We start from the raw sequence: 15672 nt of genomic DNA on the forward strand, positions 1-15672 counted from the left end.
AACACATGTCGATCTTTATCAACAAAGACACCAAAGTCATCACCCAGGGCATCACCGGCAAGACCGGCCAGTTCCACACGGAAAAGTGCCAGGAATACGCGAACGGCAAGAACTGCTTCGTGGCGGGCGTGAACCCCAAGAAGGCCGGCGAGTCGATCTTCAACATCCCTATCTACGCCTCCGTCAAGGAAGCTGCACACAACACCGGCGCCACCGTGTCGGTGATCTATGTGCCGCCCGCAGGCGCTGCTGCAGCGATCTGGGAAGCCGTGGAAGCCGATCTGGACCTGGCCATCTGCATCACCGAAGGCATTCCCGTCCGTGACATGCTGGAAGTGCGCAACAAGATGAAGGCCAAGGAAGCGGCCGGCGGCAAGAAGACCCTGCTGCTGGGCCCCAACTGCCCCGGCCTGATCACGCCCGACGAGATCAAGATCGGCATCATGCCCGGTCACATCCACAAGAAGGGCCGCATCGGCGTGGTGAGCCGTTCCGGCACGCTGACCTATGAAGCCGTGGCACAGCTGTCCGAACTGGGCATTGGCCAGTCTTCCGCTGTCGGTATCGGTGGCGACCCCATCAACGGTCTGAAGCACATCGACGTGATGCGCGCTTTCAACGACGATCCCGACACCGACGCCGTGATCATGATCGGTGAAATCGGCGGTCCCGACGAAGCCGAAGCCGCACAATGGTGCAAGGCCAACATGAAGAAGCCTATCGTGGGCTTCATCGCTGGCGTGACCGCCCCTCCCGGCAAGCGCATGGGCCATGCTGGCGCGCTGATCTCCGGCGGTGCCGACACGGCCGACGCCAAGCTGGCCATCATGGAAGAATGCGGTTTCACCATCACCCGCAATCCTTCCGAAATGGGCCGCCTGCTCAAGGGCCTGCTGTAATCACTCCGTCTCCCGGGCGACTTTTTTTGCCCGGGTTACGCAGAATTACGCATCGGCAAGGGTGCCCGGCCCTACTACACTGGGCGCTCCCATAAAAGAAAACGCCAGTCTGCTCATGCAGGCTGGCGTTTTCCATTCATAACAGCGGAGTAAAAATGGAGTTCCTGAGCAATGCCGATTTCTGGATCGGCCTGGTGAAGATCGTCTGGATCAACATCATCCTGTCTGGCGACAACGCTGTCGTCATCGCCCTCGCAGCCCGTTCGCTGCCCCCTGAGCAACAGAAGAAGGCCATCATGTTCGGCTCCGGCGCTGCCGTGGTGCTGCGCATTGTGCTGACCGTCGTGGCGGCCAAGCTGCTGGAGCTGTCGTTCCTGCAGGTCATCGGCGGCGTGCTGCTGCTGTGGATCGGCTACCAGCTGCTCAGCGGTGGTGAAGACGAAGAAGGCGAAGCCAAGGGCACGGGCTCCATGGTCGCTGCCATCCGCACCATCCTGATCGCCGACCTGGTGATGAGCCTGGACAACGTGATTGCCGTGGCCGCCACCGCCCAGGGCAATATGGTCCTGCTGATCCTGGGCCTGGCCATCTCCATCCCTCTGGTGATCTTCGGCTCCACGCTGATGATCAAGCTGATGGAACGCTGGCCCGTGATCATCACCTTCGGCGCGGCCCTGATCGGCTGGGTCGGCGGCGAGACCATCGTCAACGACAATCTGCTGCACGCCTACACCGCAGCCCACCCCTGGCTGCACTACACCGCCGCTGCGGCGGGCGCCATCCTGGTGGTGGCCGTGGGCAAGTACATGCAGTCCCGCACGGCCAAGGCAAGCGACTGACCGCTGCCTCCGCGTGCGCGCCCCGCGCACGCCCCACGCTCAAGGCGCCTGCAGGCGCCTTGTTGCGTTCTGGGGCCTGGAAACGCAGCCTTCCCCGCATGCAGCCCCCTCGGCGTGCAGGCCCGCGCGCGATACGCCTGCGCTGCGGGCTTGGCAAGCCGCACGCACCAAGTCCATGCCGCAGCCGTTGCTGCCTGCGAGCCTGTAGCCGCAGTGTCAGCCCATGCCTACACTGCCTGCATGGAAGCCTTGCTTGAAACCGCCTTCTGGATCGGTCTCTTCAAAATCATCTGGATCGACGTCATCCTCTCGGGTGACAACGCCGTGGTCATCGCACTGGCCGCCCGCAGCCTGCCGGCGCACCAGCAGCGCAAAGCCATTCTGTGGGGCGCGGGCTTTGCCATCGCCATGCGGGTGTGCCTCACCGTCGTGGCGGCCAGGCTGCTGCAGTTCCCGTTCCTGGAAATCGTCGGCGGCCTGCTGCTGCTGTGGATCGGCGTGGGTCTGCTCCAGGGGGACGATTCCCACAGCGGCGACAGCGGTACCCCGGGCAGCACCTCGATGTTCGCGGCCATCCGCACCATCCTGTTGGCCGATATGGTGATGTGCCTGGACAACGTGATCGCCGTGGCCGCCACCGCCCAGGGCAACTTCACGCTGCTGATGCTGGGCCTGGCCATCAGCATCCCGCTGGTGGTCTTCGGCTCCACGCTGATGATCCGGCTGATGGAGCGCTGGCCCGCCATCGTCACCCTGGGCGCCGCGCTGATCGGCTGGGTGGCCGGCGAAACCATCGCCAACGACCATGTGCTGGCCGACTTCACCGGCACCCGCCCCTGGGTCCACTACGCCGCAGCCGCCACGGGGGCCGCCCTGGTGCTGCTGGTGGGCACCGCCCTGCAACGCCGCAAGGCCGCCTCCGCCGGCCCCGGCCAGCGCTGAACCCGGACCGGTCTAGCGGAAATCGCTTTTTCCACCCTGCTTAGCGGTCACCTGGATGCCCTCCATACACATGCGCTTGTCCACCGCCTTGCACATGTCGTACACGGTCAGCAGGGCCACCTGCACCGCCGTCAGGGCTTCCATTTCCACACCGGTCTGGCCATGGGTCTCCACCGTCGCCGTGCACTGCACTGCGTGTTCGGCATCGAGCAGCTCGAAATCCACGGCCACCCGGGTCAGGGCCAGGGGATGGCACAGGGGAATCAGGTCGCTGGTTTTCTTGGCGGCCATGATGCCGGCAATGCGGGCAATGCCCAGCACATCGCCTTTCTTGGCCGTGCCGCTGGCGATGATGGCCAGGGTGGCCGGCGCCATCACGATGCGGCCTTCGGCCACGGCGATGCGGTGGGTGTCGGGCTTGCCGCCGACATCCACCATGTGGGCCTGTCCGTGTGCGTCGAAATGGGTGAGTTGGTCTGCCATAGAAATACCGTGAAATGCGAGAAAAAGCCGGGCACTGCGCCGGGCCGCACCGGGGTCGGCCGGTCCAGACCGGACGCTGCCCAGGAACATTGAGCGATTGCAGGCATCATACGGGGGTGATTCCGCCGCGCCTGCACCGGCCGCCAAGGGTATAGCGCCTGCAATACCCGCTGCGGCCCGGTACACAAGCCACCGCTGGGAGCGGCGCCTTGGCTGCTGCAGCACCTGGCGCCCCGGGCGTTGCGGCGGGCCCTGCCTGTGATTTCTGCCGATTTCTCTGCCATGCAACTTTCTGTGCGAAAAATGCCTGTGGCGCGCATCCTGTCTGCGCTGGGCGCTACGGTTCTGTTCAGTTTCATTCCGGCCAGCCTGCCTCCGGCCCAGGCCCAGAACGTGGCCTTGCCCCGCATGGGCGACGGTGCGGAGCTGACCGCCAACGACGAGCGGCGTCTGGGTGACAGCATCATCCGCCAGCTCTACCGCGACCCGGACTACATCGACGACCCGGTGGTCCACAGCTATGTGATGGGCATCTGGTACCCGCTGAAGGAGGCCGCCGCCCAGCGTGGCGAGCTGTCGCCCGAGCTGGACGAACGCTTTGCCTGGGAGGTGCTGCTGGGCCGTGACCGCAGCATCAACGCCTTTGCCCTGCCCGGCGGCTTTCTGGGCGTGCACCTGGGACTGGTGGGCGCCGTCGCCACACGCGACGAACTCGCCTCGGTGCTGGCGCACGAACTCAGCCACGTCACCCAGCGCCACATTGCCCGGCTGATCGCCCAGGACAAGCGCAGCACGCCGCTGATGGTGGCCAGCATGATCCTGGGGGCGCTGGCCGCCAGCCGCAGCCCGGATGCCGGCATGGCCATGATGATGGGCGGCCAGGCCCTGGCGGTGCAGAACCAGCTGAACTTCTCCCGCGACATGGAGCGCGAGGCCGACCGGGTGGGCTACGGCCTGATGGCACCGGCCGGTTTTGCCCCGGCCGGCTTTGCCAGCATGTTCGAGCGCCTGCAGCAGGCCAACCGCATCAACGACAACGGCAGCTGGCCCTATCTGCGCAGCCACCCGCTGACCACCGAGCGCATGGCCGACATGCAGGCCCGCACCCAGATGCTGGGCCAGGCCGCCCAGGCCCAGCCTCCCACGCTGGAGCACGCCATGGTCAGCGCCCGCGCCCGCGTGCTGACCCGCCCCGGACCCGATGCACTGCGCCAGTGGGCCGCCCTGCCGGCCCAGCACAGCTTCACCCAGCAGACCCCTGCCCAGCAGGCCGGGACGCTGTATGCCGCCATCCACGGCCTGCTGCAGCTGCGCGATCTGGCCGGTGCTGAAGCGCTGCTGCCCCGTCTGCAGACCCTGACCCAGGGGGATGCCGCCGCCCAGCGCCAGACCCTGTGGCTGGCCGCCGAGCTGGCCCTGGCCGCAGAACGCCCGCAACAGGCTTTGCAAAGACTGGAGCAGCTTCCGCCCGCACCCCCAGCACAGCACCGCAATCCGGAGGCGGAACGCACGACGCTGCTGCAGCGGGCCCAGGCCCTGTCGATGCTGCACCGCAGCGGGGAGATGGCCGGCGCACTGCAGACCTGGGTCAGCGACCATCCCCAGGATGCCGCCGCCTGGCAGGCCCTGGCCCGCGCCTCGCGCGAATCCGGACAGCCACTGCGTGCGCTGCGGGCCGAAGCCGAAGCATCCGTCGCCCAGTACGACTACGCGGCAGCCGTGGACCGCTTCAAGGCCGGCCAGCAACTGGGCCAGCGCAGCGGTGCCCAGGCTGACCACTTCGAAGCCTCCATCATCGACACGCGGCTGCGTGCCGTGCAGGCCCTGCTACGGGAACAGACGGCCCAGCGCTGAGTCGATGACCATGCCCAGCAGCGAGTACAGGAAGGCGGCCCACACCGCCGCCCAAAAGCCGCTGACGCTCAGGCCCCACAGCAGGTTGGCGGCGGCCCAGAACATCAGGCCGTTGATGATGAACAGGAACAGACCCACGGTGAGCAGCGTGACCGGCAGCGTCAGCACCACCAGAATGGGGCGCACCAGCAGGTTCAGCAGGCTGATGACCACCACCGCCCACAGGGCCGAACCAAAACTGTGCACCTGCAGTCCGCTGTAGACCGAGGCCACCAGCAGCAGTGCGCACGCACTGAGAATCCAGTTGAGCAGCAATTTCATGCCAGCCAGCATAGCGCAGCAGGCCGGCCTGCGGTGTGCCGCCCCCGGCAAGCGCCCAAAAGAAAGGCTGCGGGGGTACCGCAGCCTCGGATACAGCGACCGGTGTGCAGTGCCTCAGCGGCACCGCACCGGGACACGCGTCAGACCGTCAGATCAGTGCTTCTTCCAGAAACACGCCCAGGCAGGTGGCCATGGCCGCCAGCACGGCGGGCAGGGCCCGTCCGGTCTGCAGCTTGCCCTTGCCCAGCGGCAGGGCGGCCGGGACATGCGCGGGAGCGACCTGGGATTCCAGCTTGGGACGACGCAGGTCAATGATCTGGGGCGAAGTACCCAGTTCCTGGCGGAGCTGGTCCACCACTTCGGCCAGCGGGCCACGGGCCAGCAGCGAAGTGACCTGACCCGCGCTGCCCTGCAGCACCGGCAGCGAGGCCGCAAACAGCTTGTCCGCCCACTTGGTGCGCCAGTTCTCGCGGGCGCGGTTGCTCACCCATTTGCTCACGCGGTGGGTGATGCGCGGCGCACAGGCGACCACCACCCAGTGGGTGTGGGCAGCACGGGGTGCCTGGGCCATGGACTGCAGCAGCGGCTGGGCATATTCCGCATCGTCCAGATACACGATGATGGTTTCCACGCGGTAGGTTCCTGTTGGTTGTCGGCGCAAAAAAGGGGCAGATCGGCGGTGTGAGCCTGCATTTTGCGGTTTGGTTCCCGCATTTTTGCAGCTCTTTCCTGCGATTGCCCCTGTGGAGACCGCGGGCCGCCCGCATGCAGGCGGCCCGGGCTGTTCAGCGCTTAGGCGTGTTCCGCCTTGCCCTTCTTGGAAGCAGCCATCTTGCCGATGGCCAGCACCAGCAGTGCGCCGCCGATGTGGGCGATCCAGTAGATGGGCATGGAGGAGTTGAACACCGCCATCTTGGTCTCAGCGTTGTACTCCAGCAGCTTGGGAGCCCATGTCCACTGGTCAGGCACCACGAACAGCGGGTCGGTGACCAGCATGCCGCCGGCAATCCAGCCCAGCAGCATGCCGCCGGCCACGATGATCGAGGGGTAGCGTTCCATCAGCTTGATGACCAGCTGCGAGCCCCAGACGATGATGGGGATGGAGATCAGCAGGCCCAGCACGATCAGCAGGAACTGGTGCTCGCCCGAGCTTTGGGCGGCGCCGGCAATGGCGATCACGTTGTCCACCGACATCACCAGGTCGGCCACGATGATGGTCTTGATGGCGGCAAACAGCTTGTCGCTGCCTTCAATGTTGTCATGGCCTTCTTCTTCCGGCGCAATCAGCTTCATGCCGATCCACACCAGCAGCAGGGCGCCCACCACCTTCAGGAAAGGCAGCTGCAGCAGCACCATGGCGAAGGCGATCAGGATGATGCGCAACACGATGGCACCGGCCGTGCCGTAGATGATGCCCTTGCGGCGCTGCTCGGGCGGCAGCTTGCGGCAGGCCAGCGCGATCACGACCGCGTTGTCGCCACCCAACAGGATGTCGATGATGATGATCTGGCCGAGCGCGATCCAGAACGGGGTATGGGTGAGAAAGTCCAAATCCATGGTGAGAAGTCCTCGTTATCGAAAGACAGCCAGTTCCAAACCGACTGCGCCTTTATACCGGGCACCATGGAGAAAAGGGGCAACAAGCTGCCGGCAAGCGGTGCTTGCTGACAGGAAGTGACACTTTGAGCCGACCATGGAAGCCACGGGCCCAAAGGTCTTGTTCGACAGCGGTATGACCGTGCCTGGCAGGCCGGGAGTGCAAGACTCCGTATTGACGACCTGGCATCCGTCTGCAGTCCGCCCTGGTGACAGCGCGGTGCAAACGGGGAACTACTCCCCTTTGAATTTCGCTATTGGAACACAGAATGCGGTGTTGCAGCAAAAAGTCGTCATTTGCACGCAAAACACCACAGCGGCTGCGGATGCCGGGGGCGCACTATCATGCCGCCTGCCTTTTGCTTCCTTGCTGCGTCCCTTTCTGCCCATGCACGGCATCCACATCACCGACATCGAAGCCGCCATCAACCACTGGCGGCAGCGGCATCCCAGTCCGGACGGCGTGCGCCTGTCGCCCGAGGTGCGGGCGCTGGCCCCGGTGTATGCGCGGCTGATCCATGCCGGCGCCCAGGAAGTGAACCCCGCCAGCCTGTCCGCCGCCGCCATGCAGGCCTGGCTGGGCTGGTACGAGACGCAGCCGGACACGCCGTGCATCGCGATCTGCTCCACCAGCCAGGGCGATGCCCAGTGCAAGGGCTGCGGGCGCAGCTTTGGCGAGGTGCAGCAGTGGCTGGAGCTGAGCCCGGTGCACAAGCGCGCCGTGTGGCGGCGCATCGTGGCCGAGGGCACGGCGCTGCGTTTCACCCGCTACGCCGAACGCGCCAAGTAAGCGCACCCTCACCATCCACATCCACCAGGACATGAAAAAGGGCGCGACCTGCGCGCCCTCCTGGGGTGTTCCGCCGCACCGGGCCGGCAAGGCCGGCGCTGCAGCTGCCCGGGCCCTACCAGCCCAGGCCGATGTGCAGCGGCAGGTACACCGCCATCCCCACCACGATGGTTCCCAGGATGCCGCGCTTCCACCAGAAGTAGGCGGTGGCGCAGACCAGGGCCGGCAGGCGGGCATCCACCAGGGTGTGGATCAGTTGGCCGTTGCTCATCACGATCTCCGGCGCCACCACGGCCGCCAGTGCCGCCAGCGGTGCGTAGCGCAGGCCGCGCTTGAGCCATTCGGGCATGGGCAGCTCGCGCTCGGGCACCATGAAGAAGGCCCGCGTGACCAGGGTGATCACCGCCAGCCCCAGGCTGGCCACATAGCCCCAGATCCAGTGTTCGCCGCCGCTCATGCACGCTCCTTGCTGGCCGCCGCATTCGCGGCCGGGTTGGCTGCAGCGGCATGCGGCCGTGCAGATGCGGTGTCGCTGCCCTCATCCAGCGGCAGCACCGGATGGTGTTCGCCCTTGGCCGGGTCCGGCGGGCGCACCGCAGGCAGCGGGCGCAGACGGGCGGCACGGCGCTCGGCCTGCTCCATCAGCAGGCCCACGCTCACGGCGGCAGCAATCGCCGTCAGGATGTTGAGCTTGAGCGGCAGCGCAAACGCTGCCACCGCGGCCAGCGAGGCCACGGCACAGGCCACCCAGGTGGCGCGGTCGTTGAGCATGGAGTACAGCACGCCCAGCAGCGCCAGCACGCCGGCAAAGCCCAGGCCCCAGGACAGCGGAATCACATTCGCCAGGTAGATGCCGGCGATGGACGGGATCTGCCAGCCCAGCCAGTTGGACAGGGCCGCCCCCCAGAAGTAGGGCACCTGCTCGGGGCGCTTCACCGCCTCGGGGTAGCGCTTGGTGAAGGCCACAAAGATCACGTCGCCGCTGAAGTAGCCGATCGCCAGCCGGTGGCGCAGCCGCAGGTGCGAGAAGAAGCCGCGCCACATGGTGCTCAGGATCACAAAGCGCAGGTTCACGCAGAACGCCGTGAACCACAGCACCCACAGCGGCGCCCCCACGGCCATCAGCGGCAGCACGGCCAGCTGGGCGCTGCCGGCATAGATGGTCAGCGTCATGAACACCGCCAGCGGCAGCGACATGCCGCTTTTGACCATGGCCACACCGGTGACCAGGCCCCAGGCCGCAATGCCGGGCATGGTGCCCAGCATGTCGCGCACCCCCTGCATGAAGGCCGGCTGGCGTGCAATGCCTGTGGCCCGCTGCCACAGGACGTTCACTTCGCTCATGGCTGCTCCGGCAGGTGTGGCAATTGCAACTGGCTGCCCACGGGCAGCTCGAAACCGCGCAGAAAGTCCGCCGCGGCCAGCTTCTTGCCCCCGGCGCGCTGCAGCTGCGTCAAGCGCAGCGCACCTTCGCCGCAGGCCACCAGCACGCCCTGGGCGTCGGCGGCCAGCACCTGGCCGGGCTGGGCGCTGCCGTCGAAGGGCTCGGGCACGGCGGCCCACAGCTTGATGGTTTCCTCGCCCAGCTGGGTGCTGCCCCCGGGGAACGGGGTGAAGGCGCGCAGGCGGCGGTCCAGCACCGTGGCGCTTAAACGCCAGTCCATGGCGCTTTCGGCTTTCTCGATCTTGTGGGCGTAGGTCACGCCCTCGGCCGGCTGGGGCGTGCGGTGCAGGCCACCGCAGGCGCTCATCTCCAGCGCTTCCACGATCAGGCGGCCGCCCAGCGTGGCCAGCTTGTCGTGCAGGCTGCCGGTGGTGTCATCTTGTGCAATCGGCAGGCGCTCCAGCACGCACATATCGCCGGTGTCCAGGCCGATGTCCATCTGCATGATGGTCACGCCGGTTTCCGCATCCCCCGCCTCGATGGCGCGGTGGATCGGTGCCGCACCGCGCCAGCGCGGCAGCAGGGAGGCATGGATGTTCAGGCAGCCCCGGGGCGGCAGGTCCAGCACCCACTGCGGCAGGATCAGGCCGTAGGCGGCCACCACCATCACGTCGGCGCCCGCGTCCAGCAGAGCCTGGCGCGCAGCGGCCGCGTCCTCGGGGTATTTGCCGTCCAGGCGCAGGCTGCGCGGCTGCTCGACGCGGATGCCGTGCTCCAGCGCGCACTGTTTGACAGGGGAGGCCTGCAGCTTCATGCCGCGGCCGGCGGGGCGGTCGGGCTGGGTCAGCGCCAGCGGCACGTCAAAGCCTGCAGCCAGCAGGCGTTCCAAGGCCACGCGCGCGAAATCGGGCGTGCCGGCAAAAATAACTTTCATGGGTTCAACCAGTCTGCGGACCAGCCCCGGTCCGGAAAAAACGATGCACCGCCGCCAGGCCGTGTGCGGGCGACGCTGTCAGCGACGGTCGTCGTCGTTGCGCCACTCGTCGGTAAACATGATGCGCTGCACCACGCGCTGCGGATCCAGGAACACATGGGCCAGGCGGTCTCCGCCATTTTCGCGGAAACGGTAGGTCCAGATGTCGCCTTTGAAATTGGCCACCCCCTCCACCAGCGCCGGCTTGCCGAAGTAGCGGTAGACGCTGTCCTGCGTGTCCACGCCAGGGCGCAGCTGGTGGAAATCGGAAGGGTTGAGCACCTGGCGCACAGACAACAGGCGCTGTCCGCTATCAAAATCAAAGTGATAGATTTGCTGCCCCATGGGCTGGCGGCTGTAGACCCAGCGCTCGCCGCCATCCGGCAGCGGGTTGCGCACCTGGGGCTGCCCCATGTCCTGCAGGATCTGGCTGGCCGGCGTGCCGGGCTTTTGCCATTCGGGCACGGCGCAGGCGGTGAGTGCCAGCGCCACCACGGCCATGCCGGCCGCTGCACACACCCAGCGCGCCAGTCGGTGGAGCACTGGGTGGGCGATCATCCGCGTTCTGCCTCGCGCTGCTGCTTGACCATCTTGGTCTTGATGCGGTTGCGCTTCAGGGGGGACAGGTATTCGACGAAGACCTTGCCCATCAGGTGGTCCATCTCGTGCTGGATGCAGATCGCCAGCAGACCGTCGGCTTCGATCTCGCGGCTCTGGCCCTGTTCGTCCAGGGCCTTGATCTTCACGGCGATGGAGCGCTCCACGCCGTCGTAGATGCCGGGCACCGACAGGCAGCCTTCTTCGCCCAGCTGCTTTTCCTCGCTGGCCCACAGGATTTCCGGGTTGATCAGCACCAGGGGCTGGTCACGGTCCTGCGACACGTCGATCACGATCAGACGCTCGTGAAAATCCACCTGCGTCGCTGCCAGTCCGATGCCATTGGCGTCGTACATGGTCTCGAACATGTGCGCCACCTGGGTGCGGATGCGGTCATCCACCTGGGCCACAGGCTGCGCCACCTTGTGCAGGCGTGGATCGGGATAGCAGAGGATAGGAAGAAGTGCCATGGCAGATGCAAGAACAGATGTCGCTATTTTCGCCACTTTTGCCGCTGGCCGCCATGCAGCCGACCGATAGGCATTGCCCACTCCGGGGCATGGGCTGAAAATTTCCGCCATGGCCCGGTCGTGCGCGGCCCCATTCCACAGTTCTACCGTTCCGCCATGCCCCCCATGGCACGGCCGCCCGCCCACCGCCCTCCCTCACCCAGCACCCATGCCCTCTGCCCTGACCCTGTCGCAAGACGAACTGGCCGCCTGGCTGCGGCTGGCCCTGACCCCAGGCGTCGGCAACGGCGCCGCCCGGCGCCTGCTGGCACGCTTTGGCCAGCCCGGAGCCATCTTCAGCCAGAGCACAGCAGCGCTGCATAGCTGCGTGCATGCCAGCCAGGCCGCGCAGTTGCACCAGCACCCGCCCGGCTGGGACACCGCCCTGGACACCGCATGGACCTGGCTGCAGAACGCGGGGGCAGCGGAGGCAGAAGGCTGTGGCCGCGCCCTGATCCCACTGGGCGACCCCCGCTATCCCCCGGCCCTGCTGCAGATCGAAGACCCGCCGCTGATGCTCTACGCCCTGGGCCCCGCGGCCTGGCTGGCGCAGCCCGTGCCGCTGCTGGACAGCCGCTGCGCGCTGGCCATCGTCGGCTCGCGCAACCCCACGGCCCAGGGGAGCGAAAACGCCCGCAGCTTTGCCCAGACGCTGGCCCGGCAAGGCTGGTGCGTGGTGTCCGGGCTGGCGCTGGGCGTCGATGGCGCGGCCCACCAGGGCGCACTGGAATCCGCACCGCAGGCGCTGCCGAGCGCCGTGCGCCCCTGCACCGTGGCCGTGGTGGGCACCGGCATCGACCGGGTCTACCCGCGCAGCCACCAGGCGCTGGCCCATGCCATCGTGCGCCAGGGCTTCATCCTCAGCGAATACCCGCTGGGCACGCCGCCGCTGGCGGCCAACTTTCCCAAGCGCAACCGGCTGATCGCCGGCCTGTCGGCCGGCACCTTGGTGGTGGAAGCGGCCTTGGCCTCGAGCTCGCTGATCACGGCACGGCTGGCGGCCGAGCAAGGCCGCGAGGTGTTTGCCATTCCCGGCTCCATCCACGCCCCACAGGCCAAGGGCTGCCACACGCTGCTGCGCGAGGGCGCCAAGCTGGTGGAATCGGTGCAGGACATTCTGGAAGAGCTGCCCGCCGCCCGGCAGGCGCTGGACCGGCTGACGCAGGCGGCCTCCACCCCAACCCCGACCTCCGCGTCCCCCGCCGCTGCGTCGGCCGCCGCAACAGTGACCCCCAGCCCCAGCACCGCGGCCGAACACCCGGTGCTGGCCGCGCTGGGCTTTGACCCCATGGGCCTGGACCAGCTGCAGGGCCGCACCGGCTGGAACACGGCCGCGCTGCAAGGCTGGCTGCTGGAGCAGGAACTGGACGGCCAGGTGGCCCGCCTGCCCGGCGGACTGTTCCAGCGCCTGGTGCGCAGCTGAGCGGCCCGCTGGTGCCGCGCCGGCGTGTGCAGAGCCAGGGCGACCACTGCGGCAATCGGCATCACTGCCCAGGCGCCGCCAGGCCATAGAAAAAGGCACCCGAAGGTGCCTTGGCATTGCGTATGCAGCGAGGGGGTCAGACCACCGCGCCCGAATTCGGGTCGTTGGGGTCGCCTTCCTTGCGCACCGGCGCCTTCACCAGGTCTTCACGCTTGACGCCCAGCCACATGGCAATGGCGGCGGCCACGAACACCGAGGAGTAGATGCCGAACAGAATGCCGATGGTCAGCGCCAGCGCAAAGTAATGCAGGCTGGGGCCGCCGAAGAAGAACATGGACAGCACCATGGCTTCGGTCGACGCGTGGGTGATGATGGTGCGGCTCATCGTCGAGGTGATGGCGTGGTCGATCACCTCGTGGGTGCTGAGCTTGCGGAATTTGCGGAAGGCTTCGCGGATCCGGTCAAAGATCACCACCGACTCGTTGACCGAGTAGCCCAGCACAGCCAGCACGCCGGCCAGCACCGCCAGCGAGAACTCCCACTGGAAGAAGGCGAAGAAGCCCAGAATGATCACCACGTCGTGCAGGTTGGCGATCACCGCCGCCACGCCGAACTTCCACTCGAAGCGGAACGCCAGGTAGATCACGATGCCCAGCACCACCATGCCCAGCGCCATCAGGCCGCCGTGCACCAGTTCCTCGCCAACCTGCGGGCCGACGAACTCGGTGCGGCGCAAGGTGACCTCCGGATCTTCTGCCTGCAGCGCACCCAGCACCTGCTCGCTTTGCTGGGCCGAGGTGACGCCCTTTTGCACCGGCAGGCGGATCATCACGTCGCGCGAGGTGCCGAAGTTCTGCACCACCACGTCGCTGTAGCCCAGGCTGGCGACCTTGTCGCGCACCTTGCCGATGTCGGCGGTCTGCTGGTAGGCCACTTCCATGACCGTGCCGCCGGTGAATTCCACCGACAGGTGCAGGCCCCGGGTGAACAGGAAGAACACTGCCAGGGCAAAGGTGATGAAGGACACCGCGTTGAGGACCAACGCGTACTTCATGAAGGGAATGTCTTTTCTGATGCGGAAGAACTCCATGGTCTTCCTCCTTAATTGCTGTTGCCGCGGGAGGCCACGGAACGGTGGTCATCGCCCTCGGGCTTCCACACCTGGCCAATGGACACGCTCTTGAGCTTCTTGCGGCGGCCATACCAGAGGTTGACCAGGCCACGCGAGAAGAACACGGCCGAGAACATGCTGGTGACGATGCCGATGCAGTGCACCACGGCAAAGCCGCGCACCACACCGGTACCGAAGGCCAGCAAGGCCAGACCGGCGATCAGCGTGGTCACGTTCGAGTCCAGGATGGTGTGCCAGGCGTTTTCGTAGCCGGCCTGGATGGCCGCCTGCGGCGAAGCGCCGGCACGCAGTTCTTCCCGGATGCGCTCGTTGATCAGCACGTTCGAGTCGATGGCCACACCGATGGCCAGGGCCATGGCGGCAATACCGGGCAGGGTCAGCGTGGCCTGCAGCATGGACAGAATGGCCAGCAGCAGCAGCACGTTCACGCCCAGGGCGATGGTGGAGATCACACCGAACACCATGTAGTACAGGCACATGAAGACGGCAATCGCCACCATGCCCCAGACCACGGAATGGATGCCGCGGTTGATGTTGTCGGCACCCAGACTGGGGCCGATGGTGTATTCCTCGATGATTTCCATCGGCGCGGCCAGGGAACCGGCGCGCAGCAGCAGCGAGGTGTCGTTGGCTTCCACCGTGGTCATGCGGCCGGAAATCTGCACGCGACCGCCACCGATTTCGGAACGGATCACGGGAGCGGTCACGACCTCGCCCTTGCCCTTTTCGAACAGGATGATGGCCATGCGCTTGCCCACGTTCTCGCGGGTCACGTCCTTGAAGATGCGCGAACCCTTGGCATCCAGCGTCAGATTGACGGTGGGCTCCTGGGTCTGGCTGTCAAAGCCGGGCTGAGCGTCGGTCAGGTTCTCGCCGGTCAGCACCACCTGCTTCTTGACGATCAGCGACTGGCCGTTGCGGTCGTTGTACTTCTCGGTGCCGAAGGGCACGGGGCCGGAGCCCATTTCGGCAGAGCGCGCCTCGGAGGACTCGTCCACCATGCGCACTTCCAGCGTGGCGGTGCGGCCCAGGATGTCCTTGGCCTTGGCGGTGTCCTGCACGCCGGGCAGTTGCACCACGATGCGGTCCAGGCCTTGCTGCTGGATCACCGGCTCGGCCACGCCCAGCTCGTTGATCCGGTTGTGCAGCGTGGTCATGTTCTGCTTGAGCGCCTGTTCCTGCACCTTGCGCAGGGCTTCGGGCTTGATGGTGGCGCGCAGCACAAAGCCGTCGCTGCCATCGGGCACATCGCTGGCCTGCAGATCGGGGAACTGGTCGGCAATCAGGTTGCGCGCGGCCGTCAGCGTCGCCTGGTCGCGCACGCGCACTTCGACGGTCTGGCCGTCACGCGAGATGCCGCCATGGCGGATGTTCTTGTCGCGCAGCATGGTGCGCAGGTCGCCGGCCAGGGACTCGGCCTTCTTGGTCAGCGCGGCCTGCATGTCCACCTGCAGCATGAAGTGCACGCCACCACGCAGGTCCAGACCCAGGTACATGGGCTTGGCGCCCAGGGCGGTGAGCCAGTCGGGCGAACGCGAGACGAGGTTCAGCGCCACGATGTAGGCGGGGTCGGTCGCATCGGTGATCAGCGCACGCTGGATCACGTCCTTGGCCTTGAGCTGGTCGTCCGGCGTATCAAACCGGGCACGGACCGAAGTGCCCTCCAGGGCCAGGTGATCGGTCGGCAGGCTGGCAGCCTGCAAGGCGGTCTGCACTTTCTGCAGCACCGCATCGTCCACCTTGACGGTGGACTTGGCCGACGACACCTGCACCGCAGGCGCCTCGCCAAAGAAATTCGGCAGGGTGTAGACCACCCCCACCAGTAGCGCGATCACAATGATCGCGTACTTCCAGACCGGGTATCGGTTCATGCTCGCGCTCTTCTCTCACACAGGGCGTGAGAGGGCAGGGCGCGCCATCGGCCGTCCGG

At 66.6% G+C, this 15672-nt stretch carries 17 protein-coding genes; 6 read left to right on the forward strand and 11 right to left on the reverse strand.

The window, feature by feature from the left end; all coding sequences use genetic code 11:
* Positions 1 to 5: 5 nt before the first annotated feature.
* The 3 genes from sucD (at position 6) to CT3_RS20540 (ending at position 2680) form a co-directional block, all read left to right on the forward strand.
* On the forward strand, positions 6 to 899 hold the full coding sequence (gene sucD / locus CT3_RS20530) for a succinate--CoA ligase subunit alpha (RefSeq protein WP_066538099.1): 894 nt from the start codon (positions 6 to 8) through the stop codon (positions 897 to 899).
* 155 nt (positions 900 to 1054) lie between these two features.
* Positions 1055 to 1738, forward strand: coding sequence for a TerC family protein (locus tag CT3_RS20535; protein ID WP_066538101.1), 684 nt, complete (start codon positions 1055 to 1057; stop codon positions 1736 to 1738).
* Between the two features lie 240 nt (positions 1739 to 1978).
* The gene (locus tag CT3_RS20540) at positions 1979 to 2680 is read left to right on the forward strand and encodes a TerC family protein (protein ID WP_066538102.1); all 702 of its coding nucleotides are present in this window, start codon (positions 1979 to 1981) and stop codon (positions 2678 to 2680) included.
* Positions 2681 to 2692: 12 nt separating this feature from the next.
* Here CT3_RS20540 and moaC read toward each other — a convergent pair whose 3' ends face one another.
* Positions 2693 to 3163 (reverse strand): cyclic pyranopterin monophosphate synthase MoaC, encoded by a 471-nt coding sequence (moaC, locus tag CT3_RS20545; protein WP_066538104.1) that lies wholly within the window; start codon positions 3161 to 3163, stop codon positions 2693 to 2695.
* A gap of 282 nt (positions 3164 to 3445) precedes the next feature.
* Here moaC and CT3_RS20550 point away from each other — a divergent pair, with 282 nt between their 5' ends.
* Complete coding sequence (locus CT3_RS20550) at positions 3446 to 5017, forward strand: M48 family metalloprotease (RefSeq protein ID WP_066538391.1); 1572 nt, start codon at positions 3446 to 3448, stop codon at positions 5015 to 5017.
* Here the strand turns inward: CT3_RS20550 and CT3_RS20555 are convergent.
* From CT3_RS20555 to CT3_RS20565, 3 genes are all read right to left on the reverse strand, one after another.
* A complete protein-coding gene (locus tag CT3_RS20555) occupies positions 4991 to 5338 on the reverse strand; it encodes a phage holin family protein (RefSeq protein WP_066538389.1) in 348 nt (115 codons plus the stop codon). The two genes, CT3_RS20550 and CT3_RS20555, sit on opposite strands and share 27 nt — an antisense overlap.
* Before the next feature lie 148 nt (positions 5339 to 5486).
* Positions 5487 to 5969 carry a hypothetical protein gene (locus tag CT3_RS20560; RefSeq protein ID WP_098065973.1) on the reverse strand — a complete coding sequence of 161 codons (483 nt, stop codon included), beginning with the start codon at positions 5967 to 5969 and terminating at the stop codon, positions 5487 to 5489.
* Positions 5970 to 6130: 161 nt separating this feature from the next.
* Positions 6131 to 6895, reverse strand: coding sequence for a TerC family protein (locus CT3_RS20565; protein ID WP_066538106.1), 765 nt, complete (start codon positions 6893 to 6895; stop codon positions 6131 to 6133).
* Positions 6896 to 7322: 427 nt separating this feature from the next.
* Between CT3_RS20565 and CT3_RS20570 the strand changes: the two genes are divergently transcribed.
* Positions 7323 to 7724, forward strand: coding sequence for a DUF3717 domain-containing protein (locus CT3_RS20570; protein ID WP_066538395.1), 402 nt, complete (start codon positions 7323 to 7325; stop codon positions 7722 to 7724).
* A gap of 115 nt (positions 7725 to 7839) precedes the next feature.
* Here CT3_RS20570 and CT3_RS20575 read toward each other — a convergent pair whose 3' ends face one another.
* The 5 genes from CT3_RS20575 to def form a co-directional block, all read right to left on the reverse strand.
* Positions 7840 to 8181, reverse strand: a complete 342-nt coding sequence (locus tag CT3_RS20575) for an AzlD domain-containing protein (RefSeq protein ID WP_066538108.1) — start codon at positions 8179 to 8181, stop codon at positions 7840 to 7842.
* On the reverse strand, positions 8178 to 9068 hold the full coding sequence (locus tag CT3_RS20580; protein ID WP_083520466.1) for an AzlC family ABC transporter permease: 891 nt from the start codon (positions 9066 to 9068) through the stop codon (positions 8178 to 8180). The genes CT3_RS20575 and CT3_RS20580 overlap by 4 nt, the downstream gene beginning before the upstream one ends.
* Complete coding sequence (gene fmt, locus CT3_RS20585; RefSeq protein ID WP_066538114.1) at positions 9065 to 10042, reverse strand: methionyl-tRNA formyltransferase; 978 nt, start codon at positions 10040 to 10042, stop codon at positions 9065 to 9067. Before fmt ends, CT3_RS20580 begins: the two co-directional genes overlap by 4 nt.
* A gap of 78 nt (positions 10043 to 10120) precedes the next feature.
* Positions 10121 to 10639, reverse strand: a complete 519-nt coding sequence (gene bamE, locus CT3_RS20590; protein WP_172591884.1) for an outer membrane protein assembly factor BamE domain-containing protein — start codon at positions 10637 to 10639, stop codon at positions 10121 to 10123.
* Complete coding sequence (gene def, locus CT3_RS20595; RefSeq protein WP_066538116.1) at positions 10636 to 11148, reverse strand: peptide deformylase; 513 nt, start codon at positions 11146 to 11148, stop codon at positions 10636 to 10638. Before def ends, bamE begins: the two co-directional genes overlap by 4 nt.
* 226 nt (positions 11149 to 11374) lie before the next feature.
* On the opposite strand from def, the gene dprA reads away from it, so the two are divergent.
* Complete coding sequence (gene dprA, locus CT3_RS20600; RefSeq protein ID WP_066538399.1) at positions 11375 to 12610, forward strand: DNA-processing protein DprA; 1236 nt, start codon at positions 11375 to 11377, stop codon at positions 12608 to 12610.
* 136 nt (positions 12611 to 12746) lie between these two features.
* On the opposite strand, the gene secF is transcribed toward dprA, so the two are convergent.
* Both secF and secD read right to left on the reverse strand, forming a co-directional pair.
* Entirely contained in the window at positions 12747 to 13700 is a 954-nt protein-coding gene (gene secF, locus CT3_RS20605) for a protein translocase subunit SecF (RefSeq protein ID WP_066538119.1), read from the reverse strand.
* Between the two features lie 11 nt (positions 13701 to 13711).
* Entirely contained in the window at positions 13712 to 15613 is a 1902-nt protein-coding gene (gene secD, locus CT3_RS20610) for a protein translocase subunit SecD (RefSeq protein WP_066538122.1), read from the reverse strand.
* Positions 15614 to 15672: the final 59 nt, after the last annotated feature.

The sequence above is a fragment of the Comamonas terrigena NBRC 13299 genome, from assembly GCF_006740045.1.
GTDB classification, from domain to species: domain Bacteria; phylum Pseudomonadota; class Gammaproteobacteria; order Burkholderiales; family Burkholderiaceae_C; genus Comamonas; species Comamonas terrigena.